Genomic DNA, 18462 nt, shown 5'->3' on the forward strand with positions numbered 1-18462 from the left:
TCAATACGTTCCCGTTTTCATGACCCTTGCCGCCGCCTTTTCCAGGATCCCTACGGCGGCCCCCAGCATCTGAAAGCGGTCGTCGGTCGTCTGGCCGTGGTAGTAGCGGTAATAAATCTGCTGGGCGATCACCGCCAGGCGGAACAGGCCGAAACAATAGTACCAGGCAAAGTGGTCGATGGCCGTTCCGGTTTTTTTCTCATACAGGGCAACAATCTGCCGCCGGGTCAGCATACCCGGACTCAGGGTCGGCAGGGTACCGATCAATTTCAGTTCCTCGCTGTCACCCGGTTCGACCCAGTAGCCCAGTGAGGCCCCCAGGTCCATGAGCGGATCCCCGACGGTGGCCATCTCCCAGTCGAGCACACCGGTAATGCGGGTGGGATCGGCGGGATCGAGGATCACGTTGTCGAACTTGAAATCGTTGTGAATCAGGGCCGGCCGGTCATGGTCTGCGGGCATGCCGGCATGCAGCCAGGCCATGACCGGTTCGAAATCGGGAACGTCATCGGTGCGGGCATCCCGGAATCGCCCTGACCAGCCGTGGACCTGCCGGGACACATAGCCGTCCGGGTTGCCCAGGTCCGCCAGCCCGCACCCCCGGTAGTCCAGCCGGTGAAGCTCACCCAGCACATCCACCCATTGCCGGCACAGCCGGCCGGTGTCCGAGGCATCCAGCATCAGGCCTTCAGGCAGTTCTTTTCTCAGGATGACCCCCTGCAGGCGCGCCATCACATAAAACGGAACCCCCATCACCGCCGGATCGTCGCAATAGGCCAGCGGTTCGGGAACATAGGGAAATACCGGCTTCAGGGCGCGCAGGATCCGGTATTCCCGGCCCATGTCGTGGGCCGTCGTGGCTTTCTTCCCGAAGGGGGGACGGCGCAGCACCAGTTCGGTGCTTCCGACGGTCATCAGGTAGGTCAGGTTGGAGAAGCCGCTGTGGAACTGATGTATCGTTATCGGTCCGTCGAGTCCGGGCAGCGTTTTCCTCAGATGGTCCACGATCGTTTCGGCGTCCAGCGATTCCCCCTGACGAACCGCACCGGCCTGATCAAGCGACCCCATGGTTGGCTCCTTTAGCGTGTTTTCCGGCGCCGTATGCGCTGATCAAAGAAAGGACAAAGTCCGCGTAGGCTTCGACCGAAATCTTCCGCCGGCGGTATTTCCAGCGTTTCAGGTACCAGTCCTGAAGCAGGGCCTTGATGGCCGCGGCCACCAGCAGCGGGTCGCCGATGGCAAACTGCCCGCCGGCGATCCCTTTTTGCAGGATGTCGGAGAAAATGCCTTCGGTCTGCAATTCCCCGTCTATGGCGCGCCTGCCCTCCGCGGCGTTGAAAAAACGGGTCTCCATGTACGAGAAAAAAAACCAGGGCTGCAGCACCTCGGACAGGTACAGGTGGCTGCGGACGGCCACGTCCAGCGCCCGGTCCGCATCGTCGATGCCGGACAGCTGATCCCCCATCACCCGGGCCACGATGGCCCTGCCCTGCTCCTGGATGAGGGTGAGCAGTTCCTCCTTGTTTTTAAAGTAGGCGTATAGACCGCCCATGGACATGCCGCTTTCCGCGCACAGATCCCGCAGGCTCATGGCGTGAAACCCCTTGTTGTTTGCCAGTTTGAGGGTCGCCTTGAAAATCTTCACCAGGTTTCCGACCGCCACCCGCTCCTTTTTGATTCTGATGGAGCCCGACCGGTTCCGGAAAATCTCCCGGCAGATATCCTCGGTGGAGACCGCCACCTGCGTTTCAAACGACTTCAGATTCATTACAATTCCTCAATCTCTCAACCCCCCAATTCCGGCGTCCACTGTCCTCATCCCTCCGACCTCATAATCATCCCGGCAGCCATCAACCGGAACCGTGAACTGTGAAACCGTATACCAGAGCCCTATCCCCCGAAACCGCCCCTACCCCTTTTCGGCATGGGCCCGCAGGATGTGCCGGGCCACGGACATTTTGTGGACCTCATCGGCCCCGTCGTAAATGCGCGCCGCACGTTCGTGGCGGAAAAAATAAGCCAGCACCGTGTCGTCGGTCATGCCCAAACCGCCGTGCACCTGCAGCGCCCGGTCCACCACCCGCTGGAGGGTATTGGCGACCACGAACTTGATGAAAGAGATCTCATGGCGGGCAGCCTTGGCGCCCTCCTTTTCGATCTTCCAGGCGGCATGCAGGGTCATCAGCCGTGCCGCCTGGATATCTGCGGCACTCTCCGCGATCCAGGCCTGGATGATCTGCTTCGAGCCCAGGGTTCGTCCGTCCGGCGAGATTTTACGGGTATTGGCCCGCCGGCACATGAGGTCGAAGGCGCGCTGGGCGATGCCGATCCAGCGCATGCAGTGGTGAATGCGTCCGGGCCCCAGACGATCCTGGGCAATGACGAAACCGTGTCCTTCGGGGCCCAGCAGGTTCTCCCGGGGCACCCGGCAGTTCTGGTAGAGAATTTCCGCGTGGGAGGCGTAATCGGTTCCCCGGTGGCCCATCACCGGGATGTTGCGCACCAGGTTGAAACCGGGTGTGTCGGTGGGCACCAGGATCATGCTGGCCCGCAGGTAGGGGGAGGCCTCGGGATTGGTCACGGCCATGACAATGGCAACGGCGGCACCATCGGCCGAGGTGGTGTACCATTTCTGTCCGTTGATGACATAGTCGTCCCCGTCTTTTTCGGCCGTGGTTTCCATCATGACCGGATTGGAACCCGGCATGTCCACCTCGGTCATGGAAAAACAGCTGCGGATCCGTCCCGCCACCAGGGGCCCCAGGTACCGATCCTTCTGGGCCGCGGTGCCGTACTTGTGGAGGATTTCGATATTGCCGGCATCGGGGGCCTGGCAGTTGAACACGTAGTGGCCGATGGGGGTTCGTCCCAGCACCTCGGAGACCAGGGCGTGCTCGACCAGGTCCAGGCCCATGCCGCCCAGTTCCTTCGGATGGTTGGGTGCCCACAGCTCCATCTGCCGGACCAGCCGGCGCTTTTCCTCCAGAACGGGGAGCAGATCCACGAATTCCCGGTTGAGGAACTCCGGCTCCAGGGGAATCAGTTCCTTGTTCACGAACTCATCCATCATCTCCAGGATCACATGCATTTTCTCCGAAATCGTAAAATCCATCGTATCCATCCTTTGACTGCGGGGTCTGAAGGGGTTGGTGGTCAAACGGCGGCCTTACCGGTACGTCACCAGCCGGGCCCCACCGTTGAAGCTTAAATGGCCATATTCATTGAATGTGGACAGGGTGATTCGCTCCCGGCTGAAGGTAAACCGGGTAAGGGATGCATTGACCAGCTGCCAGGACAGGGAGATGGTCTTTTCGGCACCCAGGCCCATGACCCGGCCCACCTGGGCGGCGATCGGGCCGCCGGAGGTAAATACGGCCACCTGTCGGCCCCTGTCACCGGCCGACATTAAATTCTCGAGGACGCCGGTCACCCGGGCCGAAAAATCGGACCACGGGCGGACGCCGTCCAGGTTATCCCGGCCGGACGCCCAACGGGTCATCACCCGGCCAAACACCTTTTGGAAAGCCCGCTGGTCGGACAGCATGTTGCCCACATCATTGATGAACCCGGGGTCTTCCTGCTGAATGACCGGGATCAGCGCCCGCAGCACCGCTTCATAGTCGTATTCGTTTAAATCTGCCGTTTCCGTCGGGCCGGGCATCCCCTGCCCGGCATCCCGACACCGTGCGCGGACTTCTCCGGCCGTCTGCCGCTGTCGCCGCAGGGTGCCCGACCAGCAGGCATCGAAGCGGATGCCGGCCCGGACAAAAAAATCGCCCAGCAGACGGGCCTGCTGCCGTCCCGCGGCAGAGAGGTCATCATAGTCCGCAGCCCCGAAGGAGGCCTGCCCGTGTCGGATCATATACAAGGTGCTCATGGAGTGGTGTCCCCGAATCGGTTCGTGGAAATCAATCATTGTGCCTGACAGCCCATTGCCTGTCTTGTACAGGCCAGGGGCGATCAAAGTCAATAAAAATATAGCGAACGCTCGTTTTTCTATTGCCACGGGCCGCATTTCATGATTTAAGCGGGATAACCCAACGGTGAGGAAACCATGTCAACCGCTATTCTGGTCTGTATCAAAACGGTACCCGATCTCGCCGCCGGAGAAGCACTGACCATCGCCGGCGGGTGGATCGACGAAACCGCTGTCGCCTGGAACATGAACCATTACGACGCCCATGCCCTGGAGACCGCCCTGACGATCAGGGAGACCTGTGGGGATGTCACCGTAGCTGCCCTGTCGGCCGGACCGGAACGGGTTCGGGACACCATCCGGCGCGCGTTGGCCATGGGCGCCGACACGGGCATCCACCTGGATATGGACACGGCCGGTCGATCGGCGCAACGCACGGCGCAGGCCATTGCCCGCTTCGCCGAGGGCAAACGCTACGATCTGATCCTGGCCGGCGCCATGTCCGAAGACGACATGAACGGCACCACCGGCCCCATGATCGCTGCCGCGCTCGGCCTGCCCTGCGCCGTGGCTGCGGTGGAACTCATCCCGGACCTGCCGGCCGGCAGCATTACCGCAGCCTGCGAGATGGAAGGCGGGATGGCTGAAATCGTCCAACTGACCATGCCGGCGCTGGTCACCGTTCAGACCGGACGCCAGGTTCCCCGCTACCCGTCCCTGTCGAACACCCTGCGATCCCGCCGCCAGCCGATCGTGCGGGTCGTCCCGGACGAAACGGAGGACCGGTTTCCACCCGTGGAAGGATTGCGTGTGGCCTGTCCGCAAAGGGCATCCACCTGCCGGGTCATCGAAGGGACGCTCGTCGAGAAGGCAGACACATTGCTGCACGTGTTTAACGAAAAGGGATGGTTGAAATAAGGATCGGCAGGAACAGGAGTGCACAGAATGCAAAGCAGTGACCGCGGCACCGTTCTGATGGTCGGAGAAACCATCGATGGCCGCCTCTCGGCCGGTTCCGGGGATCTGGGCAAACAGGCCCTCAAGCTGGCAGAACGGCTGGGAGGCCGTCCGGTCGGCGTGCTGACCGGATACGGGAGTGACGAGCCGGCACGCACCTGGTCCGCGTCTGCCGGCATATCCGTCATCGTGCTGGAGCATGCGCGCTGCCGCTTTCCCAACCCGTCCATGACCGCTTCAGGGGTCGCGGGTCTGGTTGACGAATACGCGCCCCGGGCCGTCTGCTTCCCTCACACCATGCGCGCCTGCCAGGCTGCGGCCACCCTGTCATGGCGGCTCAACGTACCCTGCGTTACCGCCGTTGAAGCCATCGCTGAAAAAAACGGCCATTTTGAGCTGAAACGGTCGATTTTCGGCGGCAAGCTCTGCCGGACGGTGTCTGTCGGCACCACGCCGCTGGTCATGACGATCATGCCGGGCACAGGCTCCCCCTCGATGCCGACGGCGGTGCCTGATGTCCCGCTGCCGGTGGCGATCCGGCGCCTGCCGGACACGGATCCCGGTGCCATTCCCCGGCGCATCGATCGACGAAAGGAGGCGGACCAGGCCCTGAAGAAGGCTCAGGTCGTCGTGGCCGGCGGACGCGGCCTGGGAACACCTGAACAGGCAGGCCTGCTCGACACCGTGGCCGCCATGTTTAAGAGCGCCGCCGTCGCCGGATCACGGGGCGCGTGCGACCTGGGCTGGCTGCCCCATTCCCGTCAGGTCGGTGAGACGGGGCGCACGGTGGCGCCGGCCCTTTATCTGGCCTGCGGCATCTCGGGCGCCCCCCAGCATCTGGCCGGCATGCGAACGTCCCAGACCATCGTGGCCATCAACACGGATCCCGATGCGGCCATGCTGAAGGTGGCCCATTATGCAGTCATCGAGGACCTCGGCCGGTTCCTGCCGGCGTTGCGGGAACAGTATGAGAAAATGACAGATAAAGGAAGACGGTTATGAAAATTGATCAGGTAAAACGGATTCTGGCCCTCGGCGCAGGAACCATGGGGCATCAAATCGGTTTTTTATGCGCCGTTCACGGGTTTGAAGTGAGGATCTACGACAAGGCGCCGGACATGCTCGACAGGGCGCGCGGGCGCGTGGACCGCCTGGTCCGGGGCTTCATCAAAAACGGCCGAATCGATGCCGAAGACGCACCGGCGATTTTAAATCGTATCTCCTATACCGACGATGCCGTTTCCGCCGCCGTCGACGTCGACATCGTCACCGAATCGGTGCCGGAGGACCCCGAACTCAAGGGCGAGGTCTTCTCGACATTCAACCGCCTGTGCCCGCAGCGAACGGTGTTCACGACCAACACGTCCACCCTGGTCCCCTCCATGTTCGCCGAGGCCACCGGGCGGCCGGATCGCTTCCTTGCATTCCACTTTCACGATATTCTGCTCACCGATGTCGTGGATGTGATGCCCCACCCGGGCACGTCGGCCGATTCGGTGGCCCTGATCCGGGCCTTTGCCGAGCGCCTGCAGCAGACCGTCATCGTATTGGAACGTGAGAATTTCGGCTACGTGTTCAACGCCATGCTCAGCGACCTGTTCAAGAGTGCGCTGACCCTGGCATCCAACCGGGTGGCCGCCGTCGAGGACATCGACCGGGCCTGGATGGGAGTGCTTCAGGCCCCCATGGGGCCCTTCGGCATGATGGACAGTGTGGGCGTGGACACGGTGTGGAAGGTCACCGACTACTGGGCCAGGGCCACCAGGGAGCCGCAGGGCGAGGCCAATGCCGCCTTTTTGAAGCGCCGGGTGGACCAGGGCAGGCTGGGGGCAAAATGCGGTGCCGGGTTTTACGACTACCCGTCCCCGGCGTTCAGGCAGCCCGGCTTTCTCAAACAAAAAACCGGAAAGTAGAAGAGACCGGGCTGAAGGGTGATGCGATCTGTCATTGCCATTCACGGCCGGCATCTCAAGACGCCGCCGCCCCGCCGATATGGCGTGACAGATATCACTGCCGGCGTTCAGACTCGCCACAACAGATGGGGCGTCGTCCCATTTCAGGCCGGTGACATGTTCTCGCAGGAAAACTGTCTTTTGGGTCAACCCGTTTTTCGTGTAGCAGCCATCAGCAGCTGCGAATGCGGTTCAAATCCATATCGCCTCGAGCAGTTCCATCCCCACCCGAAAATCAGCATCCCGATTGAAACGGGATGCAGGTCCCCACAGCGCGCCCACCGAAGAAAAAAAGAAAACGCGTGTATTGGAAATCTCTCCCACCAGCCTGCTGCCATCGGGTTTGCCGGGCCGTTTCTGCTTACCGCCCCATAAGGTCCCCAATTCAGAGAACCGGCTGCCAATGAGGATTCCCCGACTCGAAGGGCCTTTCTATACCGCCGGATCGAGCAGAACTAACAGTCAATGAACGATGAAGGAAACAGGAAACGGCAGGATAGCCGCGCCCGTGTCGGATAATTTTCCAGAATGGAAAAAGTTTTTTTTCTATACCCGATCCGTCCTCACGCTGAGAATCGGCAACCGCCCTGAAAAACGCCGGATAATTTCTTTCCGCTGGTGGCATGCATTCTGCCTTTTGTTCCATCAACGCCACAATTTCTAATCGGCTTTAGTTGGCCGAAAAAAGGAACCATGAGGAGATTGGAGGGCAATTTTTCTTTTTTTACAGGGTTGAATTCGGACGTGTTTTAAACAATGCATGTGAGCAGAAGGAGGAGACCAGAGATGAGTTCATATTTGAAAAAAGCCGCAAAAACACCGGAAACCGATGAACGGGAAACACAGGAAATCGTCGAAGGGATCCTGAAGGATGTTCGTGAAAACGGAGAAGAGGCGTTTCGCCGCCACTACGGTGCAAAATTCGAGAATTGGAGCGGCAAACTGATATTGTCCCCGGAGGAAATCGAAACCCAGGGCGCCGCGATACCCGATCAGCTCAAGGAGGACTTAACGTTCGCCTACGATCAGGTTTACGGGTTCGCCGTCCAACAGCGGGAAAGCATGAAAGAGTTCGAGACGGAAATCTATCCCGGTGTGACGCTGGGCCAGCGGTTGATTCCGTGCAATTGTGCAGGCTGTTATATTCCCGGAGGTCGGTTTGCCCATGCCGCCTCGGCCATCATGAGCATCGCCACCGCCAAAGCGGCCGGTGTCCCTTTTGTGACGGCCATTTCACCGTCCCACGACGGATTGACCATCAATCCGGCCATTCTCTATGCGGTATCCCTGTGCAAGCCCGATGTGTTCATGATGATGGGCGGTGCCCATGCCATCGCGGCCCTGGCCTATGGGCATTTCACGGGCCACCCGGCGGATGTGATCGTGGGCCCGGGCAACCGGTTCGTAGCCGAAGCCAAACGAATTCTTTTCGGGCAGATCGGCATCGACGTGTTCGCCGGTCCGACGGAATCGCTCATTCTGGCCGACCGGACTGCGGATCCCTATATCGTCGCCATGGATCTGATGAGCCAGGCGGAACATGGCTACGATTCCCCGGTCTGGCTGGTCACGGATTCGAAAACCGTGGGCCAAGCCGTCCTCGAGTGGATGCCCAAGGTCATCGGCGACTTGCCCAACCCTGAGGTCGCAGAGGCTGCCTGGCGGGACTACGGCGAAGTGGTGCTCTGCGCGGATCGCGAAGAGATGGCCGAAGTCAACGACGTGTACGCCGCCGAGCACGTGCAGGTCATTGCGGAAGACCTTGACTGGTGGGTAAACAACTTGACCAACTACGGTTCGTTATTTCTCGGCGAAGCCTGCACGGTTCCATACGGAGACAAGACGTCGGGCACCAACCACATTTTGCCCACCAAGAAGGCGGCCCGTTATTCGGGCGGATTGAGCGTCGGGAAATTCATCAAAACCGTTACCTACCAGAAACTGACCGAAGCGGCCAATCTGAAAATCGGCGCGGTGGCCTCGCGTATCTCCCGCATCGAAGGCATGGAGGGGCATGCCCGGGCCGCCGATGTCCGGCTGCGAAAATACTTCCCGGACGAGTCCTTTGATTTCGAGGTTTATACACCGCCGGCGAACTGAGCCTGAGAAAAGGATTTCAGGCGGCGGTCCGGACGGGGCCGCCGCCCAAGGAGAGGATATGGATGTGGAATGTTCCGACCCATTGGTTTTTACCAAAGAGTTCACCCGGCAGGAACCGCTGCCTGAGGAAAGCGTCCGCCGGGCGGTGGCCATCATGGAAAGCGGCCGGCTGCATCGGTACAACACCGCCGCCGGGGAAACCGCCGAGGCCGCCCTGCTGGAAACCGAGTTCGCCGCTTATATGGGCACCCGTTATTGCCTGGCCTGCGCCTCCTGCGGCAGCGCCATCTACCTGGCCTTGGAAAGCGCCGGCGTCCGCCCCGGCGACGCCGTGCTGTGCAACGCCTACACCCTGGCGCCGGTGCCCGGGGCCATCGAAAATGCCGGCGGCCGGACCATCCTGGTGGAAATCACCGACGACTACACCATCGATCTGGACGACCTGGATCGCAAAGCCGCCGGGAGCGGCGCCCGCTTCTTCCTGCTATCCCACATGCGGGGGCACATCGCCGACATGGACCGGATCATGGCGGCCTGCCGCCGCCACGGCCTGGTTCTCATCGAAGACTGCGCCCACACCATGGGCGCCCGCTGGGACGGAAAACGCAGCGGCACCTTCGGCGCCGTCGCCTGTTACAGCACCCAGACCTACAAGCACATGAATTCCGGGGAAGGCGGGCTGCTGGTCACCGATGACGACGACGTGATGGCCCGGGCCATCCTCTTTTCCGGCTCCTACATGCTCTATGAGCGCCATGTCAGCCGGCCGTCAATGGCGGTCTTCGACAAGTACAAGACGATCATCCCCAACTTCAGCATGCGTATGGACAATTTACGTGCCGCCCTGCTCCGTCCCCAGCTCCGCAGACTCGACACCCAGTGCCGGCGATGGAACGAACGCTACCGCCTGCTGGAAACCGCGCTCAACGCCATCGACCACGTGCAGGTGCCCGTACGGGACCGCCGGGAAGCCTATGTGGGCAGTTCCATCCAGTTTACGCTCCAAGGGGTCAACCGCGGGCAGGTCGAGAACTTCCTGGCCGGATGCGCCGAACGGGGGGTGGAGATCAAATGGTTCGGATGGTCCGAGCCCAACGGGTTCACCAGTTCCTTTGACAGTTGGGCCTACATACAGGACATGCCCGATCTGCCCGCCACCCGCAGGGTCCTCGATTTCATGTGCGACTTTCGGATTCCGCTGACGTTTTCCCTCGAGGACTGCCGTCTCATCGCCCGGATCATCCAGGACGTCATCGGCGCCATCGTCGGAACCGGCGGGGAACCTATTCAGCCCTAACCCAGCCCGGGGGATAAGCCATGGCCGAAGCAAGCGGCACCGCCCAATACATCGAAGTTCGCAACCTGACCAAGGCGTTCGACGAGCTGGTGGTCCTGAACGATATCTCTTTCAACATCGACCGGGGCGAACTGGTGAGCATCGTCGGCCCGACCGGATGCGGCAAGACCACCTTCATGAACACGCTCAGCAAACTCATCCCGGCCACCGCCGGCGACATCTGGATCAACGGAGAGCCGGCCGATCCGCGCACCCACAACATCGCCTACGTGTTCCAGGAGCCCACCAGTTTGCCCTGGCGCAAGGTTCGGGACAACGTGGCCTACGGCATGGAAGTCAAACACGTGCCCCAAAAGGAGAAAAACGAACGGCTCGACCGGATTCTCGACCTGGTGGGGCTGGCCGACTGCGCGGATCTCTACCCCAACCAGATTTCGGCCAGCATGGAACAGCGCATCGCCGTGGCCCGGGCCTTTGCCACCGACCCGGACCTGCTGCTCATGGACGAGCCTTACGGCCAGCTCGACATCAAGCTGCGCTACTACCTGGAAGACGAGTTGATCCGGCTGTGGCAGAAGCTCAAAGCCACGGTGATCTTCGTGACCCACAACATCGAAGAGGCGGTCTACCTGGCCGAACGGATCCTGGTGCTGAGCAACAAGCCGACCACCATCAAAGGAGACATCCGGGTCGACCTGCCCCGCCCCCGCGACTATCTGGACCCAGACTTCATAAGGATCCGCAAAGAGGTGACCGACATGATCCGCTGGTGGTAACCGCTTCCACCGGCAGGAGGCGGGTCGCCGGCCCGGTGACCCCTGCCGGGGCGAGTCCCGAAAGATGGACCCAATCCGACAAACAAAGCGCGTTACGACCAAAGGTGCAGCGCGCATACACCTCCCCGAACGGGGAGCCCAACCGCATTGCAAAGGAGAAGAAGATGAGAAAAAACCGCTTGGCAACAAAATGGATCGTCCTGGTTCTGGCGCTGGCCGTTTTCCTGGTACCGGGCCCGGCATTTTCCAAAAGCAAGACCGTTGCCCTGAACACCGGCTGGCTGCCGGAACTGGCCACCTTCCCGGTCTGGATGGGCATCCAGAACGGCTGGTTCCATGACGAAGGAATCGACCTGGGCAAAAAGCTGACCTATTTCGATTCGGGTATGGCCGTGGTCGAGGCGCTGCCCGCCGGACGCACCGTTTTGGGCGGCATGGGCGCGGTGCCCTGGCTGGTGGCGGCCCTGCGCCACGATGCCTACGCCATTGCCATCTCCAACGACGACTCCACCTCCAACTCGGTCATGGTGCGGCCGGGCAGTCCCATCCTGACCGCCAAAGGGGTCAACAAATACTTTCCCGAGACCTTGGGTTCCGCCGAAACCGTGCGGGGCAAGACGGTGCTGGTGACCACCGTGTCGTCCGGTCACTACGCCCTGGCCACCTGGCTCAAACGGATCGGGCTGACGGAAAGTGACATCGTGGTAAAAAACATGGACCAGGGCCAGGCGCTGGCCGCCTACGACGCGGGCATCGGTGACGCCGTGGTGCTCTGGGCGCCGTTCATGTACACCGCCTTGTCCAAAGGCTGGGTCATCGCCAACATGGACTCCCAGAAAGGGGCCAACCAGGCCAACTTCGTGGTGGTCTCCAAGCAATTCGCCGACCAGCACCCGGATCAGGTGGCCAAGGCCCTGAAAGTCTATCTCAAGGGCATCGACCGGCTCAAGGCAGAGGGTGCCCAGCTCGCCCCGGCCTTCGTCAAATTCCTCAACGACTGGGCCGGACAGGAATTGTCGGTGAAAGACGCGGGCATGGACATCGAAAACCACACCGTCTATTCGCTCGAGGAGCAGCTCGCCCTTTTCGACGACAGCCACGGGCCGTCGGAAATGGACAAGTGGATCAGGGGCAGTTCGGACTTTTTCGTCAAGCAGGGCAAATTCACCCGGGCCGAGATGGACAAGGTGGTCAACGGCCATTTCATCAACGGCAAGTTCCTGAAGATGATCGCCGAAGAAAAGTAGGGGTAACGGCCGGCCGCGGTGCCGCTTGACGGCGGCGCCGCGGGCCGGAAACGCCCCCGGCCCGAAGGTCGCGGCCGGGGCAGGAGAAAGGCGGCAACCATGGCAAACGCCAGCACCCGGAAATACATACTCAAAATATTGCCCTTTGCCAGCGTCGCGCTGTTTTTCGGCGCGTGGCAGGTGATCGTGGATGTGGGCATCGTGCCGCGGGTCTTTCTGGCGACGCCGACGGACGTGGTCAAACTGCTGGTGGTCAAGCTGTACCAGACCAAACCGGATGGCGCGCTGCTGGTCACCCATACCTGGGTCAGCCTTCAGGAGGCGGTCTACGGTTACATGCTGGCGCTGGCCTTCGGGGTCCCGCTGGGATTGCTCATGGGCTGGTTTTACACCATCGAGGGCCTGGCCCGGCCCCTGTTCGAGATGATCCGTCCCATTCCGGCCGTGGCCTGGATACCCTTGACGATTTTCTGGTTCGGCATTGGCATGTCGGGCAAGGTCTTCATCATCTGGCTGTCGGGCATCGTTCCCTGCGTGATCAATTCCTTTACCGGGGTGAAGCTGACCAACCCGACCCTGATTCAGATGGCCCGGACTTACGGGGCGACCAAATGGCAGATCTTCTATCAGATTTGTATTCCTTCCGCCTTGCCGATGGTTTTCGGTGCCTTGCAGATCGCCCTGGCCGCCTGCTGGACGACGCTGGTGGCTGCCGAGTTGATCGCCGCCGACACCGGGCTCGGTTTTCTCATCACCATGGGCCGGCGCCTGGTCCGGCCGGACATGGTGGTGCTCGGCATGATGATGGTCGGCCTGACCGGATTCGTTATCGGCATTGTGGTGGACCTCATCGAAAAACGGCTGTTGGCCGGGATACGGAGGTAACGACGGTGAATCATGAACACGCTGCAGTCCTGTCGACGGATACCGTCAAAGGCAACGACCGGATCCGCCGCGCCCTCGACGCCCTCGCCTGGCCGCTGAAGAACCGCTACGGCCTTTATGTGCTGTCCATCGTTCTTTTCCTCCTGGTGTGGGACCTGTGCGCCCTTTACGACATCCTGGGAAAATTTCTTCCCCGACCCCATACGGTCATTGAGCAGATATGGGTGCTGATGTTCAAAAAACTCGCATCCAAAACCTTGTTCCAGCACCTGTGGGCCAGCCTCAGCCGGGTGCTTATCGGTTGGGCCATCGCCGTGGCCATCGCCGTCCCCCTGGGCGTGTTCATGGGTCTGAACCGCTACGTGAACGCCATCGTCAAACCGGTGTTCGACCTGCTCAAGCCGATGCCGCCGATTTCCTGGATATCCCTGTCCATTTTGTGGTTCGGCATGGGGGAGACATCCAAGATTTTCATCATTGCCATCGGCAGTTTCGTCCCCTGCATCCTCAACGCCTACAACGGCATCCGGCTCATCGACCCGGCCCTTTATGATGCGGCCAGGATGCTGGGCGCCAACCGCCGGCAGCAGATTCTCGAGGTCGGCTTCTTTGCCTCGGTGCCGGCGATCTTCGCCGGGCTCCAGATTTCGCTGAGCATCGCCTGGACCTGCGTTCTGGCCGCCGAACTGGTCGGGGCCCGCTCCGGCATGGGGTTTATCGTCATTCTGGGGATGAATTTGTGCAAGCCGCCCATGATCATCGCCGGCATGGCCGTGATCGCCTTGACGGCCTGGGGGCTGAGCGTGCTGATGACCTATCTGGAAAAACTGATTTGCCCATGGAAAAGGGAGATGCCGAATTGAATGCTGCCGCCAGTAAAATTCACTGCGAAAACATCTGCAAGACCTTTATCCAAAAAAACACCCAGAAGGTCCATGTACTGGAGGGCATCGATCTCGATGTGCGGGAGAATGAATTCCTGGTGCTCCTGGGTCCGGGCCAGTCCGGAAAATCGACCCTGCTGCGGATACTGGCCGGTTTGGAAACCCCCAGCAGCGGCTCGGTCCTGCTGAACAACGAGACCCCCCAGGGCCCGGGTCCGGATCGTGCCATGGTCTTCCAGACCTACAGCCTGTTCCCGTGGCGGACGGTCCGGGGCAATGTGGAGATGGGGCCCAAGTTCAAGGGGATGCCCAAAAAAGAAAGGCGGGAACTGGCCGATCATTACATCAAACTGGTCGGGCTGGACGGGTTTCAGGACGCCTTTCCCCACCAACTCAGCGGCGGCATGAAACAGCGGGTGGGTATCGCCAGGGCTTACGTGAACATTCCCGAAGTGCTTCTTCTGGATGAGCCGTTCGGTCAGCTGGATGCCCAGACCCGCTATCTCATGGAACAGGAGGTGGTGCGGATATGGGAGCAGGACAAGCGCACCGTCCTTTTTGTAACCAATAATATCGATGAGGCCATCTATGTCGGTGACCGCATCGTCACCTTGAAAGGCAAGCTCCCGGGAACCATGGACGCGGTGTATCCGGTCGATCTGCCCCGCCCCCGGGAACATGCCGACCTGAAATTTCTGGAACTCAGGCGCCGGATCACCGACGCAACGGAATTGACCCTGTAAGCATGGGCGTTCGGCACGAGGCCGTGAAAAAAGCGGCCTCGCCGGTCCCATGGGCTGGAAACCGGCGTGATTGCCCTGCACCGCAAAGACATGCCATAAACGTAAAGGAGGTTGGAGTATGCGATCGTCAAACCTTGCCACCGTGAGCACCGACCAGGCCCCGGGGGCCATCGGGCCCTACTCGCAGGCCGTGAAAACCGACACCCTGGTGTTTGTATCCGGGCAACTGGCCATCGTGCCGGCCACGGGGGAACTGATCACCTCGACTATCCGGGACGAAACCCGCCAGGCCTTGATGAATCTCAAGGCGATCTTGATCGAGGCCGGCAGTTCATTGGAAAATGTCATCAAAACCACGTTGTTTATCGCCGACATGGATGACTTTCCCCAGATCAACGAGGTGTACGGAAAATTTTTCCCTGCCGACGCCCCGGCCCGCGCCTGTGTGGAGGTTTCCTGCCTGCCCAAAAACGCCCGATTCGAAGTCGAAGCCGTGGCGTTGCTGCAACCCTGACAGAGAAAAGGACGCGAAACCATGTTTGTCACCCATCTGGAATGTCCGAAATGCAACCGAACATACGAAAGCGAGGCCGCGGTTCAATTGTGTGACTGCGGCTCACCGCTTCTGGTGCGATATGACCTGGACAAGGTTAAACGGGCGGTCACCAAGGCGGATCTGATCCCGCGAAATGCCGACCTGTGGCGCTACCGGGAACTGCTGCCGGTCAGGAACCGCGACAATATCGTTTGTTTAGGCGAAGGGATGACCCCCCTGCTGCATCTCAATCAGTTGGGCAGGAAAGTCCATATGCCCAACTTGTACATGAAAGACGAGGGCATCATCCCCACCGGCACCTTTAAGGCCCGTGGTGCCGCTGTCGGGGTTTCCAGAGCCAAGGAACTTGGCATCAAAGTGCTGGCAATGCCCACCAACGGCAACGCCGGGGCGGCATGGGCAGCCTATTGCGCCCCCGCCGGCATCGAAGCGGTGATTGTAATGCCCAAAGACGCCCCGCCTATTCCCCGGGGCGAATGCGCCATCGCCGGCGCCTCCCTGTATCTGGTGGACGGGCTGATCAGCGATGCCGGTAAGATTGTGGCCTCGGCCGTGGCCGAGCATGGCTGGTTCGACGCCTCCACCCTCAAGGAGCCCTACCGAATCGAAGGCAAAAAAACCATGGGCCTGGAGATCGCTGAACAATTCGGCTGGAGACTTCCCGATGTCATCCTCTATCCCACCGGTGGGGGCGTGGGTATCATCGGCATTTACAAGGCGCTTCAGGAGCTCGAGGCCATGGGATGGATCGAGGGAAAATTGCCGCGCCTGGTGGCGGTGCAAAGCACGGGGTGTGCCCCCATTGTCAGCGCCTGGGAGAAAAAAGAGAGCGAATCCGCGTTCTGGGAAGGGGCCAACACACTGGCCTTCGGCATCACCGTGCCCAAAGCCCTCGGCGATTTTCTGGTCCTGGATGCCATTTACCAAACCGATGGGTGCGCGGTGGCCGTGAGTGACGACGACATCCTCAGGGCCGAAGAACTGCTGGCCGCCTGTGAGGGGACCTTTGTCTGCCCGGAAGGGGCGGCCACCCTCAGCGCCGCCATGGAACTGGCCCGTACCGGCTGGATCCGGCCCGAGGAAAAGGTCGTGCTGCTTAACACCGGGACCGGGTTGAAATATCCCGAAACCGTCCGGGTCGCCCCCCCTGTATTGGAGCCGGGCGACACCTTGCCCAAAAGTTGAGACGCCAGCTGAAGCGACCTTAAAGCGGTCGAAAATGGGGGCCGCCCCAAGGGATTGAGGCCGGACTGGTTTGCTCAGCGGGTGAGCATGCGAGGCGGGGTTTCGATGAACCCGCCCGATTCTATTCCACTTTACGGCGGACCGCACCTGGATTGCACGGGCATCGCAAAACTTGTTTGATGCGCCGGACAGTGGTAGTGTGGCGATCAGGGCGGCAAACCGCCTTCCGTTGACCGACGCCTTGAGGGCGCATCGGAATCTTGAAAATCGAAAGCCAACAGGATCAACCGCAATGATCCGGTGAAGCCCTGATCGATCGGGCCGAAAATCAACATTCCAAAGCCATAACCCGTAAAGATCACATGGGAAAGAGAGGGTTTTCTTTGAAGCGCAGGTCCGGCTCAACCTGGAAGGGCCACACCTCAACCCCGGATCAGGTGCTGGAGAGAATCAAGCCGGGAATGAGGATCTTCATCGGCACCGGTGTGTCAGAACCGTTGACGCTGGTCAGGCATTTAAAGGAATCGGACGCCGGCAACCTGTTGGACCTGGAACTGTTTCAGCTGGTTGGCCTCGGAGAAGCGATCGAGGTAACGGCGCGGCACTCGAATAAATATCGCCTGAAAACCTTTTTCAGTGGATGGGAAGCCCGTGAAGCCGTTTCCGAAGGGTTTGCCGATTTCATCCCCAGCCGCTATTACCAGATTCCGGCGGTATTCGAGTCCGGGCAGATTCCCATCGATGTGGCCTTTGTCCAGATCACGCCGCCGAACGAAGCGGGCTTTTCCAGCCTGGGGGTCTGTGCGGATGTGGCCCTGCCGGCCATCGACCAGGCGACCCTGGTGGTGGGTGAAATCAACAGGCAGATCCCTGACATCCTACGCCATCGGCACGAAAAAGCTCATGCAGTGGCTGGACCACAATCCCCTGGTGGAATTTCGAAGCATCGACCAGGTGTTCAACCCCATTCATATCAGCCGGACGCCGAAGGTCGTTTCCGTCCTGCCGGCCCGCGAAATAGACCTCTCGGGGCGGCTCACCCTGCATACCGGGACAGGCAATGTGGGCTCAGGCCCCAGTGAAATGGTCGATTTTTTCAATGGCGCGCTGACGTCCAAAGGCGGCCGGGCCATTTTTGCGCTGACCAGCCGCAACCGGGAGGGAAAGCCCAACATCTTGATTTCGGTCCGGAAACGCCCCAACCAGTTCAGCTTGTGGGAATCGGTCACCACGGTGGTGACGGAATATGGATCGGTCAACATGAAGGGCCGTTCCGTCCGGGAACGCGCACAGTCGCTGATCGATATCGCCCACCCGGATGACCGGGCCGGTTTGGTGGCAGAGGCGAAGAGAAGAAAAATCCTCTACCCGGATCAGATCTTTCTATCGGAAAGTGCGCATCTCTATCCGGCTGAAATAGGATTCCAACAGACCTTCAGGGAAAACATCGAGGTTCGTTTTCGGGCTCTTAAACCCTCCGACGAGGAGAATATGCGCCAGCTTTTCTACCGGCTCTCCGACAAGTCGGTAGAGTACCGGTATTTCTATCCCATCAAAACCATGTTTCACTCGGATATCCAGGAGTACGTCAACGTCGACTACCGCCATTCCCTTTCGCTGATCGGGCTGCCCGATGCCCCTGACTGTGACCGCATTGTTGCAGAGGCCCGTTTTGACCGGCTCAGTCTTCAGGATCCTTATGCCGAATTGTCGATCATGGTCGATGAAGCCTATCAGCATGTCGGCGTCGGGACTTACCTCTGTAGAATGCTGTCGCGCTTTGCCCAAGAGAGGCATTTGAAAGGATTTACTGCGGACGTGTTGACTGAAAACACAAAGATGCACCACGTTTTAAAAAAAATGGGCTGGAACATGAAGACCCAACGGGTTGGCGGCGTCAATCGGCTGACGATGGACTTTTAGCGGCCCCGGATCGCCCGCTCACGAGGTTGGCAGCAGACCAC

17 protein-coding genes and 1 pseudogene are annotated in these 18462 nt (G+C 60.4%); 14 read left to right on the forward strand and 4 right to left on the reverse strand.

What is annotated here, in order from left to right:
- The 4 genes from DSCA_RS08915 to DSCA_RS08930 all read right to left on the reverse strand — a co-directional run bounded on the left by DSCA_RS08915 (nucleotide 1) and on the right by DSCA_RS08930 (nucleotide 3877).
- Nucleotides 1-1068 carry a phosphotransferase family protein gene (locus DSCA_RS08915; RefSeq protein ID WP_155316097.1) on the reverse strand — a complete coding sequence of 356 codons (1068 nt, stop codon included), beginning with the start codon at nucleotides 1066-1068 and terminating at the stop codon, nucleotides 1-3.
- Nucleotides 1055-1768: a TetR/AcrR family transcriptional regulator gene (locus DSCA_RS08920; protein ID WP_155316098.1), complete on the reverse strand. Its 714-nt coding sequence runs from the start codon at nucleotides 1766-1768 to the stop codon at nucleotides 1055-1057. Before DSCA_RS08920 ends, DSCA_RS08915 begins: the two co-directional genes overlap by 14 nt.
- A 141-nt stretch (nucleotides 1769-1909) precedes the next feature.
- A complete protein-coding gene (locus tag DSCA_RS08925) occupies nucleotides 1910-3112 on the reverse strand; it encodes an acyl-CoA dehydrogenase family protein (protein WP_155316099.1) in 1203 nt (400 codons plus the stop codon).
- A 54-nt stretch (nucleotides 3113-3166) separates the two neighbouring features.
- On the reverse strand, nucleotides 3167-3877 hold the full coding sequence (locus tag DSCA_RS08930; protein ID WP_167527680.1) for a histidine phosphatase family protein: 711 nt from the start codon (nucleotides 3875-3877) through the stop codon (nucleotides 3167-3169).
- Between the two features lie 177 nt (nucleotides 3878-4054).
- Here DSCA_RS08930 and DSCA_RS08935 point away from each other — a divergent pair, with 177 nt between their 5' ends.
- The 14 genes and pseudogenes from DSCA_RS08935 to DSCA_RS08995 all read left to right on the forward strand — a co-directional run bounded on the left by DSCA_RS08935 (nucleotide 4055) and on the right by DSCA_RS08995 (nucleotide 18421).
- Nucleotides 4055-4834 (forward strand): electron transfer flavoprotein subunit beta/FixA family protein, encoded by a 780-nt coding sequence (locus tag DSCA_RS08935; protein ID WP_155316101.1) that lies wholly within the window; start codon nucleotides 4055-4057, stop codon nucleotides 4832-4834.
- 27 nt (nucleotides 4835-4861) lie between these two features.
- Nucleotides 4862-5875 carry an electron transfer flavoprotein subunit alpha/FixB family protein gene (locus DSCA_RS08940; RefSeq protein WP_155316102.1) on the forward strand — a complete coding sequence of 338 codons (1014 nt, stop codon included), beginning with the start codon at nucleotides 4862-4864 and terminating at the stop codon, nucleotides 5873-5875.
- The gene (locus DSCA_RS08945) at nucleotides 5872-6786 is read left to right on the forward strand and encodes a 3-hydroxyacyl-CoA dehydrogenase (RefSeq protein ID WP_155316103.1); all 915 of its coding nucleotides are present in this window, start codon (nucleotides 5872-5874) and stop codon (nucleotides 6784-6786) included. Before DSCA_RS08940 ends, DSCA_RS08945 begins: the two co-directional genes overlap by 4 nt.
- A gap of 825 nt (nucleotides 6787-7611) precedes the next feature.
- Nucleotides 7612-8925 carry a histidinol dehydrogenase gene (gene hisD / locus DSCA_RS08950; protein WP_155316104.1) on the forward strand — a complete coding sequence of 438 codons (1314 nt, stop codon included), beginning with the start codon at nucleotides 7612-7614 and terminating at the stop codon, nucleotides 8923-8925.
- 58 nt (nucleotides 8926-8983) lie between these two features.
- A complete protein-coding gene (locus DSCA_RS08955) occupies nucleotides 8984-10222 on the forward strand; it encodes a DegT/DnrJ/EryC1/StrS family aminotransferase (RefSeq protein ID WP_155316105.1) in 1239 nt (412 codons plus the stop codon).
- A gap of 20 nt (nucleotides 10223-10242) precedes the next feature.
- Nucleotides 10243-10998, forward strand: a complete 756-nt coding sequence (locus tag DSCA_RS08960) for an ABC transporter ATP-binding protein (protein WP_155316106.1) — start codon at nucleotides 10243-10245, stop codon at nucleotides 10996-10998.
- Nucleotides 10999-11162: 164 nt separating this feature from the next.
- Nucleotides 11163-12245, forward strand: a complete 1083-nt coding sequence (locus DSCA_RS08965; protein ID WP_155316107.1) for an ABC transporter substrate-binding protein — start codon at nucleotides 11163-11165, stop codon at nucleotides 12243-12245.
- Nucleotides 12246-12344: 99 nt separating this feature from the next.
- Nucleotides 12345-13130, forward strand: a complete 786-nt coding sequence (locus tag DSCA_RS08970; RefSeq protein ID WP_155316108.1) for an ABC transporter permease — start codon at nucleotides 12345-12347, stop codon at nucleotides 13128-13130.
- A gap of 5 nt (nucleotides 13131-13135) precedes the next feature.
- Nucleotides 13136-13993, forward strand: a complete 858-nt coding sequence (locus tag DSCA_RS08975) for an ABC transporter permease (RefSeq protein ID WP_155316109.1) — start codon at nucleotides 13136-13138, stop codon at nucleotides 13991-13993.
- A complete protein-coding gene (locus DSCA_RS08980) occupies nucleotides 13969-14757 on the forward strand; it encodes an ABC transporter ATP-binding protein (protein ID WP_155316110.1) in 789 nt (262 codons plus the stop codon). Before DSCA_RS08975 ends, DSCA_RS08980 begins: the two co-directional genes overlap by 25 nt.
- A 118-nt stretch (nucleotides 14758-14875) precedes the next feature.
- On the forward strand, nucleotides 14876-15271 hold the full coding sequence (locus DSCA_RS08985) for a RidA family protein (RefSeq protein ID WP_155316111.1): 396 nt from the start codon (nucleotides 14876-14878) through the stop codon (nucleotides 15269-15271).
- Nucleotides 15272-15292: 21 nt separating this feature from the next.
- On the forward strand, nucleotides 15293-16498 hold the full coding sequence (locus DSCA_RS08990) for a threonine synthase (RefSeq protein ID WP_155316112.1): 1206 nt from the start codon (nucleotides 15293-15295) through the stop codon (nucleotides 16496-16498).
- Nucleotides 16499-16959: 461 nt separating this feature from the next.
- Nucleotides 16960-17316: pseudogene (locus DSCA_RS32480) on the forward strand (GNAT family N-acetyltransferase); the annotation flags it as partial.
- Between the two features lie 85 nt (nucleotides 17317-17401).
- Nucleotides 17402-18421: a GNAT family N-acetyltransferase gene (locus tag DSCA_RS08995; protein WP_231716423.1), complete on the forward strand. Its 1020-nt coding sequence runs from the start codon at nucleotides 17402-17404 to the stop codon at nucleotides 18419-18421.
- Nucleotides 18422-18462: the final 41 nt, after the last annotated feature.

The organism is Desulfosarcina alkanivorans (assembly GCF_009688945.1).
Lineage (GTDB): Bacteria > Desulfobacterota > Desulfobacteria > Desulfobacterales > Desulfosarcinaceae > Desulfosarcina > Desulfosarcina alkanivorans.

Bases quoted from the DNA above. Each gene is read 5' to 3' on its own strand.
- DSCA_RS08915 (WP_155316097.1), bottom strand. From the start codon at position 1,068: ATGGGGTCGCTTGATCAGGCCGGTGCGGTTCGTCAGGGGGAATCGCTG.
- DSCA_RS08920 (WP_155316098.1), bottom strand. From the start codon at position 1,768: ATGAATCTGAAGTCGTTTGAAACGCAGGTGGCGGTCTCCACCGAGGAT.
- DSCA_RS08925 (WP_155316099.1), bottom strand. From the start codon at position 3,112: ATGGATTTTACGATTTCGGAGAAAATGCATGTGATCCTGGAGATGATG.
- DSCA_RS08930 (WP_167527680.1), bottom strand. From the start codon at position 3,877: ATGAGCACCTTGTATATGATCCGACACGGGCAGGCCTCCTTCGGGGCT.
- DSCA_RS08935 (WP_155316101.1), top strand. From the start codon at position 4,055: ATGTCAACCGCTATTCTGGTCTGTATCAAAACGGTACCCGATCTCGCC.
- DSCA_RS08940 (WP_155316102.1), top strand. From the start codon at position 4,862: ATGCAAAGCAGTGACCGCGGCACCGTTCTGATGGTCGGAGAAACCATC.
- DSCA_RS08945 (WP_155316103.1), top strand. From the start codon at position 5,872: ATGAAAATTGATCAGGTAAAACGGATTCTGGCCCTCGGCGCAGGAACC.
- hisD (WP_155316104.1), top strand. From the start codon at position 7,612: ATGAGTTCATATTTGAAAAAAGCCGCAAAAACACCGGAAACCGATGAA.
- DSCA_RS08955 (WP_155316105.1), top strand. From the start codon at position 8,984: ATGGATGTGGAATGTTCCGACCCATTGGTTTTTACCAAAGAGTTCACC.
- DSCA_RS08960 (WP_155316106.1), top strand. From the start codon at position 10,243: ATGGCCGAAGCAAGCGGCACCGCCCAATACATCGAAGTTCGCAACCTG.
- DSCA_RS08965 (WP_155316107.1), top strand. From the start codon at position 11,163: ATGAGAAAAAACCGCTTGGCAACAAAATGGATCGTCCTGGTTCTGGCG.
- DSCA_RS08970 (WP_155316108.1), top strand. From the start codon at position 12,345: ATGGCAAACGCCAGCACCCGGAAATACATACTCAAAATATTGCCCTTT.
- DSCA_RS08980 (WP_155316110.1), top strand. From the start codon at position 13,969: ATGGAAAAGGGAGATGCCGAATTGAATGCTGCCGCCAGTAAAATTCAC.
- DSCA_RS08985 (WP_155316111.1), top strand. From the start codon at position 14,876: ATGCGATCGTCAAACCTTGCCACCGTGAGCACCGACCAGGCCCCGGGG.
- DSCA_RS08990 (WP_155316112.1), top strand. From the start codon at position 15,293: ATGTTTGTCACCCATCTGGAATGTCCGAAATGCAACCGAACATACGAA.
- DSCA_RS08995 (WP_231716423.1), top strand. From the start codon at position 17,402: ATGCAGTGGCTGGACCACAATCCCCTGGTGGAATTTCGAAGCATCGAC.